This window comes from Micromonospora sp. NBRC 107095 (genome assembly GCF_030269705.1).
Classification (GTDB): domain Bacteria; phylum Actinomycetota; class Actinomycetes; order Mycobacteriales; family Micromonosporaceae; genus Micromonospora; species Micromonospora parva.
This window is the reverse complement of the sequence record NZ_BSTU01000001.1, coordinates 813248-834427: the sequence shown is the minus strand read 5'-3', so window position 1 is coordinate 834427 and position 21180 is coordinate 813248. Positions and strand designations below refer to the sequence as shown.

Here is a 21180-nt window from a genome sequence, read left to right as displayed (position 1 = left end):
CAGCGCGCGGAAAACGCCCCGGTCGACGCTGATCCGACACCGCCGACCCAGGGGCAACCACGCGAGCAGACACCGCGCCATCCTGCTCGCGACACCGATCGACGACCACCACGCGTGCCGTCCACAAACGACCCGCTCAAGCCCGCTCCGGACGGTGCACTATCCACGTTCTCCGTAGACGGCGAAACCCGCAGCGTTGAGGTAGACGGCCATCCGCAGGTCGAGCTCGATCTCGCGTACCTGGATGGACACCGAAAAGTCGCGGTACTCCGCGACAGTCCCGAGGCCGGCGAAGTAACTGGAGGGATCGAACGTGAGCTGATGGGCGCCGCGCTTCACCTGAAGCTCCTCCAACGCCGGCAGCCGGCCGTCATTTGCCGTGAACCCGGACATCAATGGCGCCCAGCCTCGATCGTCGCGGCTGTGCAGCCGCACCAGCACGCCTGGAACAGGTCGACCCGACGCGCCATCAATAATGCGAACACCAATCATTTGACATCCAAGTCCCTCCATTTATGGCAGCGGCTCGCGTGAGCTTACAGCTGACCGCTTTCATCCCGCTATCAAGTCGGCAAGCGCTCTCCCCGGCTTGCGCTAAGCGAATCGAGGACGGATCGACAGCCATCAGATATCAGGTCGACAGCGGGCGCTGGTGGACTCGGTCCGTAGTCGAGATCGAAGGGGGAACGAGATTATGCGCCGTGATACCAACTGGGGCTGACGACTTGGGCCGGGTGCCCACAACGAGAGGTGGTCCCTCGAGTCGGAAACCGATTCGAGGGACCACCTTCATGCTGCGCGGGAAGCGCCTAGAAGTCAGAAACCGCCCTCCGGACAGCCCTCGACAGCACCCGTTCGATCAGCGGGTCGAGGATCCGGTCGTATATCGGCACCCCGACGTCGTACGTCACCTCGAAAAGCACCTCGCAGCCCTTGGCCGCGGGTACTGTCCGCCACACGCCGGACATGCTTCGGAAATCGCCATCGGTCTGGGTGAACGAAATACGGCGCTCACTCGGCGCCGGTTCAGACCGCTGCCGCCAGTGAATCGCCCCACCGCGGAACGGCACCGTCCACTCGTCGTCGAACTGCCTGATCCGATCGAACGCGGCATCCGGCGACACCCTGCTTCCGATTGTCACCCGAATCGTCCTCATGAGCCGCTCCTCAGTGAGACCGCCTGCAGATGCGTCGTCCGGATCATCATGTAGCTGGCCTCGCCGAAGACGCCGCCGGTGAGGCCGGTGCCGCCGTGCGAGGGCAGGTACGGGAAGAAGCCGGAGTGCGATTCGTCGTTCACCTTGATGACGCCGCCATTGGTCACGCCACCCACGAAGCGCTCCACCGCCGCTTCGTCAGCCGACCAGAACGAGTTGCGGAGGCCGTACGCGTTGGTGTTGACGAAGTCGAGCACATCCTCGAGCAGCGCGTCGTCACTGCGGTCCGGCTCAGGAACCACCACCGGTAGCAGCGGGAAAAACGTCTCGGCGCGGACCACCGACAGCTCGCGGCTGCGCGCCAGGCCGTCGACGCGCACCACGGTCGGTTCCAGGAAGTAGCCGGTGTCGGACGGCGACCCGTCCACCTCCAGTTGGCGTCCGCCGCACACCAACTGGGCTCCACCGGCCAGTGCCTCCTCGAGCACCGCGAAGAAGCTCCGCTGGGCCAGGACCGGCGTGAGCTCCACGCCCTCGTCGTCGGGGTATCCGGGTCGGATCTGCCCGGCGGCGGCCCTGAGCCGGTCAAGCAGCTCGTCGGCGATCGCCGGATGCGCCACGACCTGATTGGGCACGTTGCAGATCTGCCCCGAGGCGTTGAACGCCTCGGTCAGCGCGCGGACCGCCACGTCGAGATCGGCATCCCGCCAGACCACGGCGCAGTCGTTACCGGCCAGCTCCAGGATGGGCTTCTTGCCGGCGGCGATGCAGTCGTTCTGGAAGGCCAGCCCCTTCTCGCTGCCGCCGAAGTAGATGATGTCGTCGACGTGCGGGCTGGCCAGCCAGTCGTCGAGCATCGGCGGTCCGCACACGACGTTGACGGTGCCCGGTGGCGCACCCACCTCGTCGAGGGCCGGGGCGATGATCTCCCGGATCGCGTACATCACACCCAGCGGCAGACTGCGCGGTGCCCTGATCACCACGGTGTTGCCGGAGAGCAGGGCGGCCGCGCCGTAGATGGCGTTCGAGTGCGGCGCGTTCTGCGGCGGCGCCACGCAGACGACCCCGTCCGGACGGCGGCGCACCACGATACGCCTGCCGTCGTGGGAGAACTCGCGGTGCAGCAGCTCCGCGCACCACGAGAGGGTCTGCTCGCTGAAGATGTGCAGCAACCCGTCGATCTCGGCGTACGACGGGGTCCGCGGCCGCCCCTCGGCGACCATCAGCTCCACGAACTCCTCGCGGGTCGCGACGAGCCGCCGGCGGATCGCCTCGCCCAGACGCAGCCGGGTACGCAGGGGCGTCCTGCCCCACTCCGGCTGGGCGGCGGCGGCCGCGGCCAACGCCTGCTGGACGGTCTGCGGATCGGCCAACGCGCACCGTCCGACAATGCGCGGGTCGTCCTCGGCACCGGACTCACCGGCCTCCAGCCGCCGCTTCAGGCGCAGCGCACCGAAGGTGTCCTCCAGCGCCGCGCGCGCCGAGATGCCGTAGACGTGCCGGTCCGACTCGACGTCCTTGCCGGCCACGTAGGACGGGAAGGTTCTCATGGCGCGTACTCCCGCCCGAGCAGTTCCCGTGCGACCACCAGCTTGGTGGCGTTGGCGGTGCCGTCGGCGAGCTGGGTGCCGATCAGGTCACGGAGCCGCTGGGCGATCGGCTGCTCCTCGCTGTAACCGAAGTGACCGAGGGTCAGCAACGCCTGGTGCGCCGCCTCGACGGCCACCTTCGGCGCCCACCACTTGGCCATGTTCGCCGCCAGACGGTGCTCCAGCCCGGCGTCGTTGCGCCACAGCGCCTCGTACGCGACGAGGCGGGCCGCGTGCAGATAGGTGGCGCACTCCGCGAGCGGGAAGGCGATCCCCTGGAACTGGCCGAGCGGCTTGTCGAACGCCCGCCGGTGCTGAGCGTGCGAGATGGCGTCGTCCAGCGCGGCCTGTGCCACGCTGACCGCCATGAGCGCGATGAGCGCCCGCGAGTAGTCGAAGCCGCGCATGCCCTGGGCGAAGCCGAGTCCGGTTTCGCCGACCACGTCCGACACCTGGACCGGCAGGCCGTCGAAGACCAGAGTTGACCGGCCGCCGGAACGGCTGCCCAGGTCACGCAGGGTTGAACGCACGACGTGCTGGTCGTCCAACCGGGCGTAGAAGGCGGTGACTCCACGGGCACGTGGCGCGTCGCTGGTACGGGCAAAGATCATGCCGTGGGTGGCGTACGCACCCAGCATGATCGAGGTCTTCTCGCCGACGAGCCGCCAGTCGTGCGGACCGTTCGGCTCGGCTCGCAGCTTGACGGCGGCCGCGTCGGTCCCGTGGCTGGGCTCGGTCATGCAGAACGCCACCACGGCGTCCCCGCGAGCGATCTCCGGCAGCCAGCGCGCGCGTTGCTCCGCGGTCCCGTTGGCGGTGATGATGCCGGCCACCAGGGCGGCGTTCAGCACCGGGTAGCACGCGGTGAGGTCGCCCCGGGCCAACTCCTCCAGCGCGACGCCGGTGCTGACCGCGTCCAACCCCAACCCGCCGTACTCGACCGGGACGCGCAGTGCGAACAGGCCCTCGGCGGCCAGCTCCGGCAGGAGATCGGGGCGGAACTGACCCTGCCGGTCGCTGTCCTGATAGAACGGCGTTATCCGCTTCTCGGTGAAGGTGCGCACCCGTTCCGCCAGCGCGCGCTGATCAGCAGTAAGAGAGAAATCCATCACGTCGCCTTCAATCGTTCCCGCAGAACGAACTTCTGGACCTTTCCCGACGGCGTCTTCGGCAGCTCGTCAACCGTGCTGATCCGCTCCGGCCAATACGGCTTGGCCATGCCCAGCTCGGTGAGATGGGCACGCAATTCGTCGAGGGAGGGCGCCTCGCCGTCCGGCACGATGACCGCGCACGCCCGTTCCCCGAGCCGAGGGTCCGGATAACCGACGACGGCCGCCTCCCGGATCGCCGGGTGGCGCAGCAGCGCTGCCTCCACCTCGACCACCGGCACCTTCTCGGCTCCCCGGACGATGACGTCCTTCAGGCGGCCGACCATGCGGATGCCGCCGTGTCCGTCGTCGCGCGCCAGGTCGCCGGTGTCGAACCACCCGTCAGGTGTCAGCGACTGGCGGTACAGGTTCGGACGGCGGTAGTAGCCCAGGCACTGGTTGTCGCCCCGCACCTGGAGCCGCCCGACCTCACCCTTCTCGACGGGTCTGCCGGTCTTCTCGTCGACGATGCGGATCTCCATGCCGGGCACCGGTGTGCCGTCGCTCTCCGCGGCCCGCATCGGTGGGTCCTCCGGGCGGGTGACGGTGACGCAGCCGTTCTCCGTCATGCCCCAGACGGCGTAGACCCGGCAGCCGAGAACCTCCCGCGCCTCCTCCACGAGGACCGGTGGCACCGGCGCGCTGCCGGTGCCGAACGCCTTGAGGGCGCCGACGTCCCGCCCGCTGCGCCGCTGCTCGTGGATCAGGTCGCTGAGGAACGTCGGCGCGCCGTAGAAGAACGTCACCCGCTCCGCCTCGAAGATCCGCAGCATCAGCGCCGGGTCCCACGTGTCCAGTTGCACCGCGCTCGCGCCCAGCAGCAGCGGCATGACGAAGTTCCAGGTGTATCCACCCTGCAGGGTGGTGGGCGACCCCATCGCCGTCACCTCGTCGCTGGTCAGCCCCAGCACCTCGATCTGCCGTTGGTTGATCGCGTAGAGCGTCCGGTGACTGTGCATGACGCCCTTCGGCTCACCGGTGGTGCCGGAGGTGAACATGACCTGGGCCAGGTCGTCGGGGCCGGCTTCGCGGCCGTCCAGCTCACCGGGCGGCACCTCGTCTTCCCAGGCCCGGCTGAGCAGGTCGGTGTCGAAATCGAGGGCGCCTGGAGTGCTCGGCTCACCGATGAGGATGCGATGGCCGAGGGAGGGCACCGCCGCGGCCACCTCCGCGCTCATCTCGTCGTACGAGAAGCCGCGGTAGGAGGCCGCGCCCACGTACACCGGGCTCTCGGTGAGCCGGGTCATGAATTCCAGCTCACGCCGGCGCATGATCGGCGCCACCGGACCGGCGACCGCGCCGATCCGCGCGCAGGCGAGGGCGAGGGCGACGAGCTGCCACGAGTTGGGCAGCTGCAGCGTCACCACCTCGCCGCGGCGGACGCCGAGCCTCGCCAGCCCGGCCGCCAACCGCTCGACCGTCGCACCCAACTGTGCGTAGGTCAGCCGTTCGGTCGCCCGGCCGTCGGCGTGCCAGCAGATCACCGCGGACCGCTGAGGATGCCGGGCCACGGCCTCCCGGAGATGGTCGAGCATGGTCCTGTCGTCGTGCGGTCCGGCGGGTTGCAGTCGCCGGACCGCCGTACTTGTCTCTGTGGTCACGCCGTCCTCCGAACGTCAGACGCTGGCCGGGGTGAACTGGTCGAGCTGACCGATCGGCCGGGTCGGCTGCCAGCTGCCCGGCACGAGGTGCGCGTTGATCAACTTGCCGTCACCGCGAAGCTCGGAGTAGGACGGGTGCCGCATGTGCAGCAGCGGCTCGTCGAAGGCGTCGTACGCCGCGTCGAAACCGAAGCGGTAGTTGAACTCGATGTCCTCGCCGCCCCAGCCCTGGAAGCGCTCGTCCATGCCGCCGGTCCGGTAGTACAGCTCGGCGCGGGCGAAGAAGCACAGCCCTGGCCCACGGCGCAGCGTGAAGGCGCGCAGCCGCCGCGGGTCGGGCGCCGCCGCGCCGCCGTGCAGCCGTTCGCGGATCGCCCGCCAGGTGGCGGGGTAGTCCATCGCCACCATGTCCCGGTACGGCAGGTGCCCCATCGTGCCGGGTTCGCGCATGCGGTCGACGTTGCGCGCCAGGAAGTCACGGTCGGCCAGCACGTCGGCGTCCATGTGGCAGATGATCTCGGTATCTCCGGGCGTGTTCGCGACGCCGACGTTCATCGCCCAGGACTTGTTGAACACCCCACTCTTGGGGGCGAAGATGTAGTTGTCGGCGAACCGGCTGATCACGTCACGCCAGCGGGACTGCTCGTCGCTCTCCACGACCGTCACCTGATACTGATCACGCGGCAGCGACTGGTCACGCAGCGAGCGCAGGCACGCCAGGAGGTTGCGCAGCCGCTCGCCGCCGCCCTCCAGCCGGCTGTGGAACGGGATCACCACGAGGACCTCGGGCGCGGCGCCCTCAGGCAGCCGCGGCCCCGGGTCGAACGCGGCCATCTCCTCCACCGTCACCGGGACGGCGTCGTTCGTGTAGTCCTCGTTCAGCACGTGGCCCAGGCGCGAGTTGCACTCCGCACGCCAGCCCAGGTGCATGATGTTGTCGATTGCGGAGTCGCGGCCGTGCCGCTCCGCCAGCGCCGCGTGCAGCGCCCAGTACCGTCGGTGGTCCGTCGGGTCGGCCAGCAGGCTCTCACCCAGCGTACGGATCGCGTCGGCTCCACACGTCCGGACCGCGTCGACGACCTTGTCCCGCCAGGGCCGGGAGATCTCCCAGTAGTAGAGGCCCGAGGCGGGTGCATCGGGGTCGGCCGCGACGACGAGGTTGTCAGCGACGGCCTTCGCCAGTACGGCAGGATCGGTCGGCTTCAGATACGACATTATCGCCCCAATTCACGAGAGCTGATTCTGGTCGGGCTTGCCGGCAGTGGCGACGATACGGGGAAACCGCTGCGGGAAAGGCTCGCTCATCGCTACCGGGTTATCGCGACGAAGTACTCAACCGGTCCGGCTGCTCGATACACAGGGACCGCATTCGGTACTCAGGAGCGCGCTGGCCTCGCGGTTCGGCGATAGGCGACCGGAGTGATGGTTTGACGAAAGCCGATCGATAGCGGCCAATAAGACAGTGGGCCGGTGGATTCCACCGAGGTAACGATCAGGGACCGCCTCCGAGATGTCTTCGCTGGCCGGCACTCAGAGCTGCGGCGCATCTGCGCAGCGACCGACCGGCGCGGATCCGCCGGCATCGCGTTGATCGGCCCGGAAGGCGTGGGCAAGAGCCGGCTGCAGACCGAGGCCGCCCACCGGGCGGACCCCGCGCGACACCACGTCATCCGGGCCGTCACCACCGTGGCGACCGCCAACGTCCCGTTCGGCGCGCTCGCCGAACACCTGCCGTCCGGGCTGCTCCGCTCACCGTTCACGGGCGACGCGCTCCGGGTCGCGGCCGAGGCGCTGCTCAAGCCGGCCGGCAAACGCCGTCTGACGCTCGTCGTGGACGACGCTCCCCTGCTGGACGAGGCATCCGCCGCACTGGCGGTGCAGCTCGCCCGGCGCGGCGAACTCTTCCTCCTCGCCGCGGTGCGTCCCGACCGGCGGCTGCCGCGCCCGATCGCGGACCTGTGGACCGACGGGCTGGCCGAGTGGATCGAGGTTGGTCCGCTCAGCCGTGACGACGTCCACCAGATCCTCGGTGAGGCACTGTCCGGCCAGGTGGAAGGTGCTCTGGTTCAGCGCTTCTGGGAGGCCACCGCGGGCAACGCGTTGCTGGTACGTGAGCTGCTGACCGCGCAGCTGGAGGCGAACCGGCTGGTGACCGAGGACGGCATGTGGATGCTCCGTGGCCCGTTCGCCATCCCGTCCTGGCTCACCGGGCTGATCGACGAACGGCTCGCGGCGGTGTCGCCGGAATGCCGTTCCGCCATGGAGCTGCTCGCCGTCACGGAGCCGATCGGCCCGAACGTGCTCGGCGAGATGGTCTCCGCTGACGTGCTCGAAGCAGCGGAAGCGCACGGTCTCATCACCATCGAGCGAAGCGGTGGCCAGGACCTCGCCCGTCTGACGTACCCGATCTACGGAGACGTCCTGCGTGCGGTCACGCCGCGTCTGCGCGCGCGGCGGTGGCTCGGTCAGTGCGCCAGCCTGATGGAGGCCAGCAGCCACGACCCGGTCGACCTCGCGCGGACCGTACGGTGGCAGCTGGCCTGTGGCCAGCGGCCGTCCCCGGAGAACACGGCGGTCGCCGCCAGGGCCGCACGGTCGGCACTGGACTTCGAGCTCGCCGGGCAGCTCGCCCAGCGCGAGCTGGCCGCCGGTCGGGGGACGGCGGTGATCGAACCGCTCGGCTACGGCCTGCTGTTCGCCGGCCGCCCGGCGGAAGCCGAGTCGGCGCTGTCCGGTCTCGGTCAGCTGGACTGCGACTTCGACCGCGCCCGAGTCGCCATGGTGCGCGCGTTCAACCTCTACTTCGGACTCGACCGGCAGGGGCCCGCCGAGGCGCTGCTGGCGGCGGCGGTCGACGACGCCGTCGACCCGGTCGCCCGTCGGCGGCTGGTCGCCCGGCAGGCGCTGCTGCGTGCTCTCTCGGACGCCCCGAAGGACGCCCTGGAGTTCGCGGCCGGGGCACCGGACGAGCCGGAAGCCCAGGTGGCCGCCGGCCTGGCCATGGTCTTCTCCGGCCGCCCACACGAGGGACTCGACCTGCTGGCCGGCGAGTGGCCGGACGAGGCACCGTGGCTTTCCGTCCTCGCCGACCTGGGCACCGTCCACGGCATGCTGTGGACCGCGCAGTTCGCCGCTGCCGAGGAGCGGGCCCGCACCAGCTACGAACGGGCGCTCGCCAACCGGTGGCAGTTCGCGACCCTGGTGTCGTGCCTGCTGCGCGGCCTGGTCGCCCGGATGCGCGGGCAGCTGCGGGACCAGGCGTCCTGGTGCCGTGAGGGCATCTCGATCGCCCGCGAGCAGAGGTCGAACAACATGCTGGCGGTGCTGCTGGGGCTGCTCGCGCACAGCTACGCGCTGACCGGCGAACCCGACGCCGCCGCCAGCACGTTGGCCGAGGCCGACCGGTTGGACGGGGTGTCCCTGCGGCTGCTGAGCCCCTGGACGGAACTCAACCGCGCCTGGGTCATCGGCGCGCGGCACGGCGACGCCGCCGCGCACGCGCAGTGGACCGCGCGTCTGGCCCGGGACCGGGGTTCGGCCGGTTTCGAGACGCTGGCCCTGCACGACGCGGCGCGGCTGGGCGCTCCGCGGCACGCCGCCGACCGGCTGCGGACGCTCGCGGGCCAGTCCGGGCGACTCCTCGGGAAGTCCTACGCCCTGCACGCCCGGGCGATGGCGGAGGGCGACGCGGCGGCGCTCGCGGAGGCCTCCGCCGACTTCGCCGAAATGGGCAGCCCGCTGCTGGCGGCGGAGGCCGCCGCCGAGGAGTCCGAGCGGCACCGGTCCGATGGCCGTCTGGCCATGGCGTCCACCGCCGCCGCCCGCGCCCTCATGTTCATGCGCCACTGCGACGAGATCCCCCGCTCGCCCGCGTTGGCCGCGCTGGCGCCGCCGCGCCTCACGCCCCGGGAGGGTGAGATCGCCGAGCTCGCCGCCGGAGGGCTGTCCAGCCGTGAGATTGCCCGAACCCTCGTGCTGTCGGTGCGGACAGTGGAGAACCACCTGCACCGGGTCTACCGCAAGCTCGGCATCACCAACCGGGGCGAGCTCGGCGCGCTGAGCGTTCTGCTCACCCGACCGCAGACCTGAGGCTGATCCGCCGCTCAGGTGACCGGAGCCGGTCGCGATCCGAGCCCGCGGCCGTCCCCACCAGATTTCCCTGGTGGGGACGGCCGCGGGCTCGGACGATGTGTCGGGCGTCAGTTGATGACGCCGGCACCCACCGTGTGATTCGTCCCCTCGTCGATGAGGATGAAGGAACCGGTGAGCCGATTGCGGGAGTACGAGTCACACAACAGCGGCTGGGTCACCCGCAGTTGGAGCCGGCTGATCTCGTTGCACCGCAACTCGGTCGGATCGGGATCGCGCCGCAGTGTGTTGACGTCGAGCCGGTAGTGCAGGTCCCGGATGACCGCGCGCACGGTTCGGGTGGTGTGCTTGAGCAGCAACCGAGCCGGCGGTCGGAGGGCCCGTTCGTTCATCCAGACCACCATGGCGTCGATGTCCTGGACCACGGCCGGCGCGTTGTGCGGCCGGCAGATCATGTCCCCACGGGACACGTCCAGGTCGTCGGCGAGCCGCAGCACCACCGACATCGGCGGCGTGGCCTCGTCGACCGGCCCGTCCGGACCGTCGATGGCGGCGACCCGGGTGGTCAGCCCGGAGGGCAGGTGCATGACCTCGTCACCGGGGCGCAGCACCCCACCGGCAACCTGACCGGCGTAACCGCGGTAGTCGGGGCAGGCACTGGACTGCGGGCGGATCACGTACTGCACCGGGAATCGGACGTCGACCAGGTTGCGGTCCGAGGCGATGTGCACGTTCTCCAGGTGGTGCAGCAGCGAGGTGCCTTCGTACCAGGGCATCTCGGTTGACCGACTCACCACGTTGTCCCCGTGCAGCGCGCTGATCGGCACGAAGGTGACGTCCCTCGTGGCCATCCTCGTGGTGAACGCCGAGAACTCCGCCCGGATACTGTCGAACACGCCCTGGTCGTACCCGACCAGATCCATCTTGTTGACGCAGACCACCAGATGCGGCACGCCCAGCAGGCCGAGCAGGAACGTGTGCCGACGGCTCTGCTCGACCATGCCCTTCGTCGCGTCCACCAGGACGATGGCCAGGTCCGCCGTGGAGGCGCCGGTCACCATGTTCCGGGTGTACTGGGCGTGGCCGGGAGTGTCGGCGAGGATGAACTTGCGCTTGGGCGTGGCGAAGTAGCCGTACGCCACGTCGATGGTGATGCCCTGCTCACGTTCCGCCCGCAGGCCGTCCATCAGCAGTGCGAGGTTGGTGTACTCGTCGCCACGCCGACGGCTGACGTCCTCGACCGCGGCGAGCCGGTCGGTGAAGGTGGACTTGGAGTCGTAGAGCAGCCGTCCGATGAGTGTGCTCTTGCCGTCGTCCACCGAGCCGGCGGTGGCGAACCGGAGGATGTCCATGATCAGAAGTACCCTTCCCGCTTGCGGTCCTCCATGGCGGCTTCGCTGGTCCGGTCGTCCGCCCGGGTCGCGCCGCGTTCGGTGATCCTGGTGGTCGCCACCTCCTGGATGATGTCGGCGACCGTCCGCGCGCCGGAGAGGACCGCTCCCGTGCAGGTCATGTCGCCGACCGTCCGGTACCGCACGGTCTCCTCGGACACCACCTCAGTGGGGTCCGGCGCCTGGTACGGGTTCTCGGCCAGCAACATGCCGTCCCGCTCGAACACTCGCCGCCGGTGCGCGAAGTAGATCGGCGGCACGTCGAGCTCGTCCCGGGCGATGTAGCGCCAGACGTCGAGCTCCGTCCAGTTGGACAGCGGAAAGACCCGGATGTGCTCGCCCGGCCGGATGCGGGTGTTGAACAGGTTCCACAGCTCCGGGCGCTGGTTCCTCGGGTCCCACTGGCCGATCTCGTCCCGGAAGGAGAAGATGCGCTCCTTGGCCCGGGCCTTCTCCTCGTCGCGTCGGGCTCCGCCGAACGCCACGTCGAAGCGGTGTTCGGCGATGACGTCCAGCAGCGTGGTGGTCTGCAACCGGTTGCGGCTGGCCCGGCGGCCGGTCTGCTCGATCACCCGCCCGGAGTCGATCGAGTCCTGCACCGAGGCCACGATCAGCCGCACGCCCAGCTCGGCGACGCGCTTGTCGCGGTAGTCGAGGACCTCCGGGAAGTTGTGCCCGGTGTCGACGTGGACCAACGCGAACGGCATCGGTGCCGGCCGGAACGCCTTCTCCGCCAGACGGAGCATGACGATCGAGTCCTTGCCGCCGGAGAACAGCAGCGCCGGCCGCTCGAACTCGGAGGCCACCTCGCGGATGATGTGGATCGACTCTGCTTCCAGCATTTCCAGACTCATGTGACACCTCGCGTGTTTCCGCCGTCGACCAGCAGCACCGTGCCGGTCACGAAGCCCGCCTGCTCGCTGGCGAGGAAGGCGGCGAGCGCACCGAAGTCCGCCGGCTGCCCGACCCGGCCGAGCGGCACCTCGGCGATGATCTCCTTGAGCGCGGCCTCGCCGTCGACGGCGGACCGCGCCGCCACGAACCCGTCGAAGGCCGGCGTCTGATGCACGCCGGGGGCCAGCACGTTCACCGTGATACCGCTGGCGCCGACCGCGTGGACCACGCCCTTGGCGAAACCGAGCACGCCCAACCGGGCGGTCGCGGACATCGCGGTTCCGGGCAGCGGCTGACGTACGGCCTCCGAGGTGATCAGCAGGATCCGTCCCCAACCGGCCCGGCGCAGGTGTGGCAGGGCCGCCAACGTGATCGAGATGTGGGGCAGCAACGACCCCTCGACGCCCTGCCGGTAGTCGTCCACGGTGAACGTGTCGGCCTGGCCGTGCGGCACGCCGGGAGAGTTGGTGACCACGACGTGCAGCGCGCCGAACTCCTCGGCCGTCCGGTTCACCCAGCGCGTCACGTCCGCGTCGTCACGGACGTCCACCTCGACGGAGAGCACCTGCCCAGGACCGGCCTCATCGACCAGCTTGTGCGCCGCGGCCAGTCGCTGCGGGTCGCGGGCCGCGATGGACACGTTCGCGCCCTCGGCCGCCAACGCGCGAGCGACCGCCAGCCCGAGGCCGCTGCTGGCGGCGGCCACCAGCGCCGTCCGCCCGGACAATCCGAGATCCATCACGCCACCTTTCGCGCCAGCGTCGGATACCCGTAGCGGCGTAGCAGGGGCAGGGCGAGCGCCGTGGTCGTGGCGGTGGGCAACGGCGGCAGTTCGGTACGCCAGCGGTCGTCGGGCCGGATCAACACCGTGCCCTGGCCGAGCCGATCCGGGTTGCCGGTGACCGTGTGGTTGGTGCCGAGGGTCACCTTGCCCTCCTCGGTCACCGGTGGCTCGTCGTCGAGCCCCGCGAAACGCAGCACATCGGCCAGCACCTCCCGGGGCTGCCGGGTCAGGTCCTCGTGTCGGATCCGGAGATAACGGCCCGCCGCGGCCCGGCCGACGTACTCGGAGGCCACGTTGAAGCCCACCCAGTTCGCCGTGCTCTGGGCCGGGCTCATCGGCTCGATGTACCGCTTGCCGCGCTGGTACGAGTAGGTGGTGGCCCGCGGGTCACGGACGATGTGCAGCACCCTTGCGTCCACATCGGAGCGCCGCAGCAGAGCGGCAGCCTCGGCCGGGTACTTGGAGCTGTCCACCACCGCCCGCTCCGCGCCCCGCCGCGCCAGCTCCCGGTAGACCGCGACGGTGCGGTCCAGGACCGCGGTGACGTGCGCGGGCGTACCGGCGAGGCGGGCGCGGGTGTGCCGGGTCCGCAGGCCGGCCTGCTGCGCCGACATCATCTGGCGGGCGAGCTTGGTGGGCTCGGCGTCGCCGAACGTGGCGATCACCGACGACCACAGCGTGCACTGCCGGATCTGCTCGCCGCACCCGCACAGGGAGTTCGTGCCGCTGTCCAGCAGGCCGTTCTTCCACAGGTAGTGCAGCTCGCCGGCGTGCAGCACGCCGGGCAACTCGTTGAGGACGTTCCCGAGAATGGTGCTGCCGCTACGCAGCCAGCCCGTGATGTAGATGACCTTCATCGCTGACCGTCCGTCAACAGCAGGAAGTGCTGGGGCAGGTGCACGGCCAGGCCCACGGAGGTGCGGGCCTCGACGACGTCGCCGTGCAGCGTCAGCGACGACCGGCTGGGGTCGAGCAGCGTCACGGCGGCCCGGAAATCACCGAGCAGCGCCTGACCGCGCGGCATCATCCGGGTACGCGAGACCTTGATGCCGGCCTCGGCGAGTCGGCCGAGCAGCCCGTCGCGGACCAGGTCCCAGTAGTGGGCGGGGTGCACGACGACGCCGTCGCAGGAACCACCGGTCTCCTCGACCGCCCCCGCCGCGGCGGTCAACGCCGCACCGAGGTCGCCGCCAATGGTCGACCTGCGCATCTCGGGCAGCTTGAGCAGCCCCGCGATCCGACCGTCGGCGGTGCCGTGCAGCAGGGCCTGGTTCTCCACCACGCCCATCCGGACCAGCACCCGGTAGTCGATGAACGCGGCGAGCAACGCGGGCTCGTGCCGCAGGTCGGCGGGCAGCGGCACCGACACACTCAGCTCGGTCAGCTCGGCGTACTCGACGGTCGGCTCGAAGGTGGCCTCCGGGGTGCTGGCGTACGCCGTGCCCGCGTTCCCGTACTCGTTCTTCGGGGCCTCGCGTACGTAGGCGAGCGTCTGGTCGGAGACCGAGGCCACCTTCAACAGGTGCCGCACGGTGTAGCGCGGGCGGCTCTTGAACAGCGGGAACGAGGCGGTCAGGTGTGCCCGGATCGGCACCGCCACGTCGTCGCCGTTCTGCACCCGGGCGACCGACATGGCGAATTCCTCACCTGGACTGCGTCGGGCGAGCGTGGGGTCCGCAAGCGTCTGTCGGGTCACTTCCAGCGCGCTGGCGCTGGGTTGCATCGTGGTGGTCATCATTTCCCCTTCAGGACAGCGCTGAGAACCGCGGATGTCGTGAGCCCCAACGCGGCGAGTGTCTCGTCGTGGTTGCCGCCCTCGGCCGGCCAGTCGGCGCCGGCGTTCACACTCAGCACCTCGCGGTCGGGCAGCAGCAGCGCGAGGGTGGAGGCCACGCTGCCGGCGGCGCGGTGCTCCTCGACGACGACCAGCCGTCGCGCATCGGCCAGCTGCGGCAGGGCGAGCGTCAGGCTCTCCTCGTCCACCCAGCACAGGTGCGCGTGGCCGAGGTCCGGCTGCTGCTCGGTGGCGGCCTGGCACAGTGCCGTCGGCTTCTCCCCGATGGATACGACGCAGGTGTCACCACCCATCGGGTTCAACCAGGTGACAGCGCCCCGGCCGGCCGGGGCGAACGACGCATCGAACACCTCGTTGCGGCCCAGCCGCACGTAGCACGGCCAGTCGCCGTCGGCGGCGGCCCGGATCGCCTCGCGGGTCTCGGCCTCACCGGCGGGTACGGCGATCCGCACACCCGGCAGGCTCTGCATCACCGCCAGGTCCTCCAGGCAGTGGTGGGTCGGCCCGAACCACGCGCCGGACACCCCGCCGTACGGGCTGACCAGGACCACGGGAGCCCCGAGGTACCCGAGGCCGAGCTTGACACTCTCCCCCGCGCGGAGCGCCGCGAACGTGGCGAACGTGCTCACGAACGGCCGCAGCCCGGCGGAGGCGAGGCCCACCGCGATGTCCACGGCGGACGCCTCGGCGATGCCGAGGTTCAGGAACCGGTCGGGAAACTGATCTTGGAAACAGTGCTTGGGGCCGCCGAGGTCCGCCTCAAGGCACACAATGCGCGGGTCGTCTGCGGCCAGCTCGGTCAGCTCGAGCCGGTACGCCTCCCGCGCGGACACCGTGGCCGTCATCACCGGATCGCCGCCTTCCACTGCCGCGCCCGCGCGGGACTGATCTTCACGTAGTGCGAGCCGGCCTTGCCCTCGGTCGCCGGCACGCCCTTGCCCTTCACGGTGGTGGCCAGCACCGCGAGCGGCCGGTCGGTCGGTGCCATCGTCCGCACCAACTTCTCGATGTCGTGCCCGTCGACCTCGGCCACCTCGAACCCGAACGCGGCCAGCCGGGCCGGCAGGTCGGTCAGCGGCGAGATGTCCGAGACGTAACCGTCGTTCTGGCCACCGTTGAGGTCCACCACCACAGTGAGCCCGCCGACCCGCTTGGCCTGGGCCACCTGTAGCGCCTCCCAGACCAGGCCCTCCTGCAACTCACCGTCACCGACCACCGCGATGGCCCCGCCCGGACGGTTCAGCAACCGTCGGGAGAGGGCCCAGCCGACCGCGTACGCGAGCCCGTGGCCGAGACTGCCGGTGGGGAACCGGACGCCGGGCACCTTCGGGCCGGGATGTCCGGTGTAGGGCGACCCGGCGCGGCCGTACCGGGGCGCCGGGTTCTCCTCGATGACGCCGACCTCGTGCAGCACCGCGTAGAGGGCGGCCGCCGCGTGGCCCTTGCTCAGGACGACCTCCGTGCCCGGCTGGGACCGGGCAACGGCATACGCGGCGACCAGGATGTCCACCACCGAGAGGCTGCCGCCGAGGTGACAGCCGACCTCGCTGGCCGCCATGTCGACCACCAGCCGGCGAGCCTGGCTGGCCTGTTCGCGAAGCAGATCGATCTCGTCCATCACCGCACACACCAATCCCGTACGGCAGCGGACAACACCGTCCGCGCCCGTCGGTACTCGTCGGCTGGCAGCCGCTCGTCGGGCGTGTGGTCCAGGTGGGCATCTCCCGGCCCGTACGCCACCATCGGAACGCCGCGCCACCGGGTGGCGAGCGTGTTCATGTCGCTGCTGCCCTTCTTCGCGAGCAGCCGCGGGGCGTCACCGGTCGCCGCGCGCAGCGCCCGGGTGAACGCCCGTACCAGCGGATCGGTCCGAGGTGTGCTCACCGGTGGCGTGGCGAGCAGCAGCTCACCGTCCTCGAAGACGGACAGCATGCTGTCCAGTTCGGTTCCTGGCGGGACCCGTACATCCAGCACCGCCGAGGCGGTCTGCGTGCCACCGGAGCCGCCCGAGGCCAGGTTGAGAACCGCGAACAACGCTTCCGGACTGCACTTGCCGACCTCGGCCTCGACCTCGCCGATGAGGTCGACGAGGGAACTGGCGGCGGTCCGCCGTTCCTTGCCCGCCGTGTGACCGGTGGTCCGGGCGACATCCATCCGTACCTTGCAGACGCCGTGGTAGCCGATGGTCACCGCGCCGGCGCCGCTGGGCTCGCCGATGATGACCGCGTCCGCCGGGTAGTGGTCACGCGCGTAGAGCGATCCGGACGCCGTCCGCTCCTCCTCCACGGTGCCGACCACCCGAACCGTGACACCCTCGGGTGGTTCGAACTCCACGAGCGTCTGCAGGAACACGGCCAGGCTGGCCTTGGCGTCCACGCAGCCCCGGCCGGTCAGCGCGGCACCGTCCCAGGCCACCGGCCAGCGGTAGGGGACGGTGTCCAGGTGGCCGACCATCAGCAGCCGGCGCGGCCCGCTGCCGCGCGTGGCGACCAGGTTGCCGGCTGGGTCGATGACCGCGTGCACGCCCTTCTCGGTCAGCCACTTCAGCAGGTACAGCGCCAGTTCCCGTTCGCCGCCGGAGACCGAGGAGATCTCCACCATGCGGGTCAGCAGGTCCAGGTCCGGCTCTGGTGCGGCGGCGCGCCAGAACCGGGTACCGCCATGGGTGTTGGCGGTGTGCGGGCCGGTGATGGCGACGTCCGCGGTCCCCTTCAGGGCCAGCTCCGCCGCCCGGACCTTCTGCCGCATCCGTCCGCCCGCGTACGTCATTCCCTCGCCACGGAACAGGTGCGGCAGGGTGCTGGTGCGGTCGGACGGGTCGGCGAGCAGGCCCGGGGTGCCGGTCACCAGGCGCAGGTGATCGGCGTCGAGCGCGTTCGCCACTTCGGCGGCGAGCACGTCGGCATCGACGTTGATCGGCGCGCCGCCGTCGCTCGCGGTCACCGGCGGTGACACGCAGACCACGTCGAAGGTGTCCAGCAGGGAAAGCAGCCGCGACACGTCCACCGCGGAGACCGCGCCGGCCCGGTGGTCGCGGACCAGCCGCTGCCGGTCACCCTCGACCACCCGCAGCGGCCGGTTCGGGGTACCCGTGACCAGCCCCTCCGGCGTGGCCGTCGCGGCGAACACCGTCAACTCACGCTGGCCCAGGTTCTCTCGGATCCGAGGGAGGGTCAGCTGTTCGTACGCGGCGACGATGTGCGGCATCTCCTCGGGCGGGCAGTAGCGCACCTCGTCGCCGGAGGCCAGTCGCAGCATCCGCATCGGGCGCTCGATACCGGCGTAGTAGTCAGCGATGTCGGCCGCGCCGCCGGCGACCAGCAACAGCCGGGCACCGCCCGCGCTCAGCGCGGCCAGGTCGTCGTAGACGGAGGCGTGACGCAGGCTCGAACTGCCCACCTTGACCACGTACAGCGGCCGGTAGGGGAAGATCCCCGCCAACGCCTCGTTATTCATCACGGCCATCCGCCGGCCTCCGGGAGTCCTAGCCGTTCGTCCATTCCGTGGATTCGGTTCACCGTCTGCACCGCCTGGCCGGCGCCGCCCTTGATGAGGTTGTCCAGGGCGGACACCACCACCCAGCGGTCACCGGACACCGCCGCCGCGACCTCGGCGACGTTGGCGCCCACGACCGTCTTGAGCATCGGCATCCCCATCGGGGACCGCCCGGCCGCCACCCGCACGAACGGCGCGTCGGCGTACGCCCGGGCGAACGCCCGGCGCACGTCGCTCTCCCCCGCACCGGGCTTCAGCCGCCCGTACGCCGAGACCATGACGCCGCGCGCGACCGGCAGGCTGAAGGTGGAGAACTGCAGGTCCGGAGCCCGACCGGTCAGGTCGTTGAGGGCCTGGCGCACCTCGGGGGCGTGCCGGTGCCCGTGCAGCCGGTGCACCCGGACGTTCCCGTCGCGTACGGCCGGATGCTCGACACTGCCGGTGCCGCTGCCGCTCGACCCCGACTTGGCGTCCACCACCACGTCCTCCGCCGCCAGGTCAGCCTTGAACAGCGGGTAGAGCGCGTAGATGGTGGCCGCCGCCATGCAGCCCGGCAGGTTGAGCACCGGCTCTGTCGGGGTGGGCGCGAACTCAGGGATGTAGTAGGGGATGGGCTGGCGCCAGCCGCCAGCCGACGCGGGATAGTGGCGTTCGACCTGGTCCGTCTGGCGCAGCCGGTAATCGCCGGCCAGGTTGATCACGACTTTGGCGCGGTTGGCCACGTCGTCGAGCACGGACGGCAGTACGCCGTTGGGCAGGCAGGCGAACGCGACGTCCACGTCCGGCATCTCGTCGAGCTTGCGCATGTGGTGCCCGCCGATCGACGTGTTGCGCAACCCCGGCACGACCTGCCCGACGCGCTGACCGGCGTGCCGGGCCGAGGACACGAACGTCGGCACCACCCGGGGGTGGGCGGCCAGCAGCCGGATCAGCTCGGCTCCGATGAACCCGCTGCCGCCGAGGACGGCGGCGCTGATGTGTTCGCTCACGCCGCCACCCCCGCCCGTGCGAACACCGCGTCGCGCACGTACGCGGCGACGTGGCCGGCGATGTCGACGCCGTGGATCTTCGAGGACTGGGCGAAGTCCGGGTTGGTGTTGACCTCCAGCACGTACATCTCGCCGGTCTCCCTGGACTCGGCCAGGTCGACGCCGTAGAACCCGGGGCCGAAGCACGCCACGACCCGGGCGCACAGTTCGCGGGCGCGGTCCGAGATCGGGATGGGCTCCACGGCGCCGCCCTGGTGGGTGTTGGTGCGCAGACCGGCACCCACCTGGCGGTAGGCAACGATCGGACGGTCCCCCACCACGTGCACCCGCTCGTTGAAGCCGGGCTTGGGGACGTACTGCTGCACCACGACGGGGAACTCCTTGCCGGCCGGGTCCAACGCCTCCCGGCCGCCGGCCCAGGCGTCGAACTGCGCCTCGTCGGTGATGCGGACGATCCCGCGTCCCCACGAGCCGCTGATCGGCTTGACGACCGCGTCCCCGCCGAGCTCGTCGACGTAGGCACGGACCTGCTCGACGGTGAACGCGACGTGCGTCGTCGGGTGCGGGACGTCGTGGTTGGCGAAGGCGATCGCCTGGAGGTCCTTGGCGAGACACAGCCGCACCGCGTGCGGCGTGTTCAGCGTCTCGATGTCGGCGTGCTCGAACCGGGCCGCCATCGAGGCCAGTTCCCGGTGGGACACGTTGCGCAGCAGCACCATGCGGGGCCGCGGCGCGGCGTTGTTGAGAATGGCGGCGGTATGGCGGGGCAGCGCCGACTGCGCGGTCAGCCCGGTCGCCCGGAGCGCCCCCAGGAGCAGCCGCTCCTCCGGGCGCACCATGGTCACGGAGACCAGCACATCGGCCGTCTCACTCACCCCAGTCCTCCTCGATCTCCGGTGCGCGGTCGAGCCGGATCGCGGGCGTGACCTCGACTACCTCGTGTTCCTGGCCGCAGCCGCGGCACGACAGGATGTCGCCCAGCTCCGCCTCGGTCGACACGACGACCTCGGTGTCGCACTCCAGGCAGACCGGTGCGGTGGTCAGATTGGACATGGGATCCCTCCGGAAGACTAGGCTCGCTCGAAATCGATGATCATCATGTCGCGGGTCGCGACTGTCGCACCCTCGGGTCCGATCGGGGTAACTTCGTGTTCCATTGCGCGATCGTCGAGCAGAATGGTTTCCATCGGATTCACCATCGCGTGCTCGAACAACGGCTCGTTCTCACCCTTGCGGAAGACACGGCTGATGCCACCGGCACAATTCTGCCGGCCGACCAGATGGATGGCCACATAGTCGTGGCCGTCGCTGTGCCGCCCCTCCGGGGCCGGTGCCGAAGTGCCTTCACTGTCGGCCGTCACACGGATCATGTGGACGGTTATCAACCAGTCGCTGTCAATTCCGCTGGCACGGCCGACAGAGCCCAGGTCGTGTGTGATGACGGCTTGGAAGTTCGCGTTCTCGTACGCCTCCGGCGTGATCGGCGCGAACTGCCTGGCCTGTCCACCGTAGACCCGGTTCACGTCCGTCGCCTGGTAGAACGGCTGGGCGGGCAGCGTTTCCAGGCCACCTCCGGCGCGTCCCAGCAGCCGCCCCAACCGGCGGTATCGGCGTGTCCGGTGGCTCGGTTGGACGTACGGGTCGATCGGAAGGTCCTCCCATAATTTCGCGAATTCATACCACCCGTCACTGACGGAAACGGGTAGTTGCTCGTGGGCCCACCCGTTCTTCACGATGTCCTGCGCGCGGAGCAGGGCGAAATTGTTGATAGGCATTGCGTGCCTCCCTTCTTATCCAGGAATGAACGTACTCGCGGGGCGGTACTCTGCACCCGACTGAGCTCCACTCAAGACCTCGGTAAATGGCACCCAGAACCCGTTTGAGCCGCCACCCACGCCGTTGTGCGTCGAGCTGCCGCCGGCGGGTTCGCGAGCCGACGGGTTCGCAAGCCGTCGGGCGGCACAGCGAGCGTCGTGCTGGCCGGCCTCGCCCGCACTGTCCACTGACGCCCGCCCGCGTAGGCCGGCCGCCGCACTCTGCGCTCAGACCCGGCCAGACCAGCAAAGCTTCCTGCCAGTCGACTATCGGTAGTAGCTAGCCGACTTGCCCCCCATCACGCGCGCCGCTCCGACACGTAGTTGAGGTGCACAAACATCTCTAGTGTGGACATGGCGAGGGATGACGGTCCGGATATGCTACCTTCAAAACCCGGTTAGCCGGTATCACGTAAGCGGACCTGCGGTTGAGT

General features: G+C 70.1%; 19 protein-coding genes. 1 reads left to right on the top strand and 18 read right to left on the bottom strand.

The window, feature by feature from the left end:
* Positions 1–159: 159 nt before the first annotated feature.
* The 6 genes from QSK15_RS03945 to QSK15_RS03920 all read right to left on the bottom strand — a co-directional run bounded on the left by QSK15_RS03945 (position 160) and on the right by QSK15_RS03920 (position 6710).
* Positions 160–492 carry a hydroxyisourate hydrolase gene (locus tag QSK15_RS03945; protein WP_279515004.1) on the bottom strand — a complete coding sequence of 111 codons (333 nt, stop codon included), beginning with the start codon at positions 490–492 and terminating at the stop codon, positions 160–162.
* A 317-nt stretch (positions 493–809) separates the two neighbouring features.
* Positions 810–1157, bottom strand: coding sequence for a type II toxin-antitoxin system RatA family toxin (locus QSK15_RS03940; RefSeq protein ID WP_285792931.1), 348 nt, complete (start codon positions 1155–1157; stop codon positions 810–812).
* A complete protein-coding gene (locus QSK15_RS03935) occupies positions 1154–2707 on the bottom strand; it encodes an aldehyde dehydrogenase family protein (protein ID WP_285792930.1) in 1554 nt (517 codons plus the stop codon). Before QSK15_RS03935 ends, QSK15_RS03940 begins: the two co-directional genes overlap by 4 nt.
* Positions 2704–3855 carry an acyl-CoA dehydrogenase family protein gene (locus QSK15_RS03930; protein WP_285792929.1) on the bottom strand — a complete coding sequence of 384 codons (1152 nt, stop codon included), beginning with the start codon at positions 3853–3855 and terminating at the stop codon, positions 2704–2706. The genes QSK15_RS03935 and QSK15_RS03930 overlap by 4 nt, the downstream gene beginning before the upstream one ends.
* Entirely contained in the window at positions 3855–5495 is a 1641-nt protein-coding gene (locus QSK15_RS03925) for an AMP-binding protein (RefSeq protein WP_285792928.1), read from the bottom strand. Before QSK15_RS03925 ends, QSK15_RS03930 begins: the two co-directional genes overlap by 1 nt.
* A gap of 15 nt (positions 5496–5510) precedes the next feature.
* Positions 5511–6710, bottom strand: coding sequence for a glycosyltransferase (locus QSK15_RS03920; RefSeq protein ID WP_285792927.1), 1200 nt, complete (start codon positions 6708–6710; stop codon positions 5511–5513).
* A 255-nt stretch (positions 6711–6965) separates the two neighbouring features.
* Between QSK15_RS03920 and QSK15_RS03915 the strand changes: the two genes are divergently transcribed.
* Positions 6966–9584 carry a helix-turn-helix transcriptional regulator gene (locus tag QSK15_RS03915; RefSeq protein WP_285792926.1) on the top strand — a complete coding sequence of 873 codons (2619 nt, stop codon included), beginning with the start codon at positions 6966–6968 and terminating at the stop codon, positions 9582–9584.
* 110 nt (positions 9585–9694) lie between these two features.
* On the opposite strand, the gene QSK15_RS03910 is transcribed toward QSK15_RS03915, so the two are convergent.
* The 12 genes from QSK15_RS03910 to QSK15_RS03855 are packed head-to-tail and all read right to left on the bottom strand — an operon-like array spanning position 9695 to position 20707.
* Positions 9695–10936 carry a sulfate adenylyltransferase subunit 1 gene (locus QSK15_RS03910; protein ID WP_285792925.1) on the bottom strand — a complete coding sequence of 414 codons (1242 nt, stop codon included), beginning with the start codon at positions 10934–10936 and terminating at the stop codon, positions 9695–9697.
* 2 nt (positions 10937–10938) lie between these two features.
* Complete coding sequence (gene cysD / locus QSK15_RS03905) at positions 10939–11829, bottom strand: sulfate adenylyltransferase subunit CysD (RefSeq protein WP_285792924.1); 891 nt, start codon at positions 11827–11829, stop codon at positions 10939–10941.
* Positions 11826–12608, bottom strand: coding sequence for an SDR family oxidoreductase (locus QSK15_RS03900; protein WP_285792923.1), 783 nt, complete (start codon positions 12606–12608; stop codon positions 11826–11828). The genes cysD and QSK15_RS03900 overlap by 4 nt, the downstream gene beginning before the upstream one ends.
* The gene (locus tag QSK15_RS03895; protein ID WP_285792922.1) at positions 12608–13510 is read right to left on the bottom strand and encodes a sulfotransferase; all 903 of its coding nucleotides are present in this window, start codon (positions 13508–13510) and stop codon (positions 12608–12610) included. The genes QSK15_RS03900 and QSK15_RS03895 overlap by 1 nt, the downstream gene beginning before the upstream one ends.
* Positions 13507–14388, bottom strand: coding sequence for a family 3 encapsulin nanocompartment shell protein (locus tag QSK15_RS03890; RefSeq protein WP_285792921.1), 882 nt, complete (start codon positions 14386–14388; stop codon positions 13507–13509). The genes QSK15_RS03895 and QSK15_RS03890 overlap by 4 nt, the downstream gene beginning before the upstream one ends.
* Positions 14388–15293, bottom strand: coding sequence for a transketolase family protein (locus tag QSK15_RS03885; RefSeq protein ID WP_285792919.1), 906 nt, complete (start codon positions 15291–15293; stop codon positions 14388–14390). Before QSK15_RS03885 ends, QSK15_RS03890 begins: the two co-directional genes overlap by 1 nt.
* A complete protein-coding gene (locus QSK15_RS03880; protein WP_285792918.1) occupies positions 15293–16066 on the bottom strand; it encodes a thiamine pyrophosphate-binding protein in 774 nt (257 codons plus the stop codon). Before QSK15_RS03880 ends, QSK15_RS03885 begins: the two co-directional genes overlap by 1 nt.
* Positions 16066–17913 carry a M20/M25/M40 family metallo-hydrolase gene (locus tag QSK15_RS03875; protein WP_285792917.1) on the bottom strand — a complete coding sequence of 616 codons (1848 nt, stop codon included), beginning with the start codon at positions 17911–17913 and terminating at the stop codon, positions 16066–16068. Before QSK15_RS03875 ends, QSK15_RS03880 begins: the two co-directional genes overlap by 1 nt.
* Positions 17904–18932 (bottom strand): N-acetyl-gamma-glutamyl-phosphate reductase, encoded by a 1029-nt coding sequence (argC, locus tag QSK15_RS03870; protein ID WP_285792916.1) that lies wholly within the window; start codon positions 18930–18932, stop codon positions 17904–17906. Before argC ends, QSK15_RS03875 begins: the two co-directional genes overlap by 10 nt.
* Positions 18929–19807, bottom strand: coding sequence for an ATP-grasp domain-containing protein (locus QSK15_RS03865; RefSeq protein WP_285792915.1), 879 nt, complete (start codon positions 19805–19807; stop codon positions 18929–18931). The genes argC and QSK15_RS03865 overlap by 4 nt, the downstream gene beginning before the upstream one ends.
* On the bottom strand, positions 19800–19985 hold the full coding sequence (locus QSK15_RS03860; RefSeq protein WP_030329330.1) for a hypothetical protein: 186 nt from the start codon (positions 19983–19985) through the stop codon (positions 19800–19802). Before QSK15_RS03860 ends, QSK15_RS03865 begins: the two co-directional genes overlap by 8 nt.
* A gap of 17 nt (positions 19986–20002) precedes the next feature.
* A complete protein-coding gene (locus QSK15_RS03855) occupies positions 20003–20707 on the bottom strand; it encodes a 2OG-Fe dioxygenase family protein (RefSeq protein ID WP_285792914.1) in 705 nt (234 codons plus the stop codon).
* Positions 20708–21180: the final 473 nt, after the last annotated feature.

What these genes read in the sequence shown, in the direction of transcription:
- QSK15_RS03935 (WP_285792930.1), bottom strand. Translation starts at nt 2,707, where the DNA reads ATGAGAACCTTCCCGTCCTACGTGGCCGGCAAGGACGTCGAGTCGGAC.
- QSK15_RS03860 (WP_030329330.1), bottom strand. Translation starts at nt 19,985, where the DNA reads ATGTCCAATCTGACCACCGCACCGGTCTGCCTGGAGTGCGACACCGAG.
- QSK15_RS03945 (WP_279515004.1), bottom strand. Translation starts at nt 492, where the DNA reads ATGATTGGTGTTCGCATTATTGATGGCGCGTCGGGTCGACCTGTTCCA.
- QSK15_RS03885 (WP_285792919.1), bottom strand. Translation starts at nt 15,293, where the DNA reads ATGACGGCCACGGTGTCCGCGCGGGAGGCGTACCGGCTCGAGCTGACC.
- QSK15_RS03880 (WP_285792918.1), bottom strand. Translation starts at nt 16,066, where the DNA reads ATGGACGAGATCGATCTGCTTCGCGAACAGGCCAGCCAGGCTCGCCGG.
- QSK15_RS03930 (WP_285792929.1), bottom strand. Translation starts at nt 3,855, where the DNA reads ATGGATTTCTCTCTTACTGCTGATCAGCGCGCGCTGGCGGAACGGGTG.
- QSK15_RS03890 (WP_285792921.1), bottom strand. Translation starts at nt 14,388, where the DNA reads ATGACCACCACGATGCAACCCAGCGCCAGCGCGCTGGAAGTGACCCGA.
- cysD (WP_285792924.1), bottom strand. Translation starts at nt 11,829, where the DNA reads ATGAGTCTGGAAATGCTGGAAGCAGAGTCGATCCACATCATCCGCGAG.
- QSK15_RS03875 (WP_285792917.1), bottom strand. Translation starts at nt 17,913, where the DNA reads ATGGCCGTGATGAATAACGAGGCGTTGGCGGGGATCTTCCCCTACCGG.
- QSK15_RS03910 (WP_285792925.1), bottom strand. Translation starts at nt 10,936, where the DNA reads ATGGACATCCTCCGGTTCGCCACCGCCGGCTCGGTGGACGACGGCAAG.
- QSK15_RS03855 (WP_285792914.1), bottom strand. Translation starts at nt 20,707, where the DNA reads ATGCCTATCAACAATTTCGCCCTGCTCCGCGCGCAGGACATCGTGAAG.
- QSK15_RS03895 (WP_285792922.1), bottom strand. Translation starts at nt 13,510, where the DNA reads ATGAAGGTCATCTACATCACGGGCTGGCTGCGTAGCGGCAGCACCATT.
- QSK15_RS03900 (WP_285792923.1), bottom strand. Translation starts at nt 12,608, where the DNA reads ATGGATCTCGGATTGTCCGGGCGGACGGCGCTGGTGGCCGCCGCCAGC.
- QSK15_RS03940 (WP_285792931.1), bottom strand. Translation starts at nt 1,157, where the DNA reads ATGAGGACGATTCGGGTGACAATCGGAAGCAGGGTGTCGCCGGATGCC.
- QSK15_RS03920 (WP_285792927.1), bottom strand. Translation starts at nt 6,710, where the DNA reads ATGTCGTATCTGAAGCCGACCGATCCTGCCGTACTGGCGAAGGCCGTC.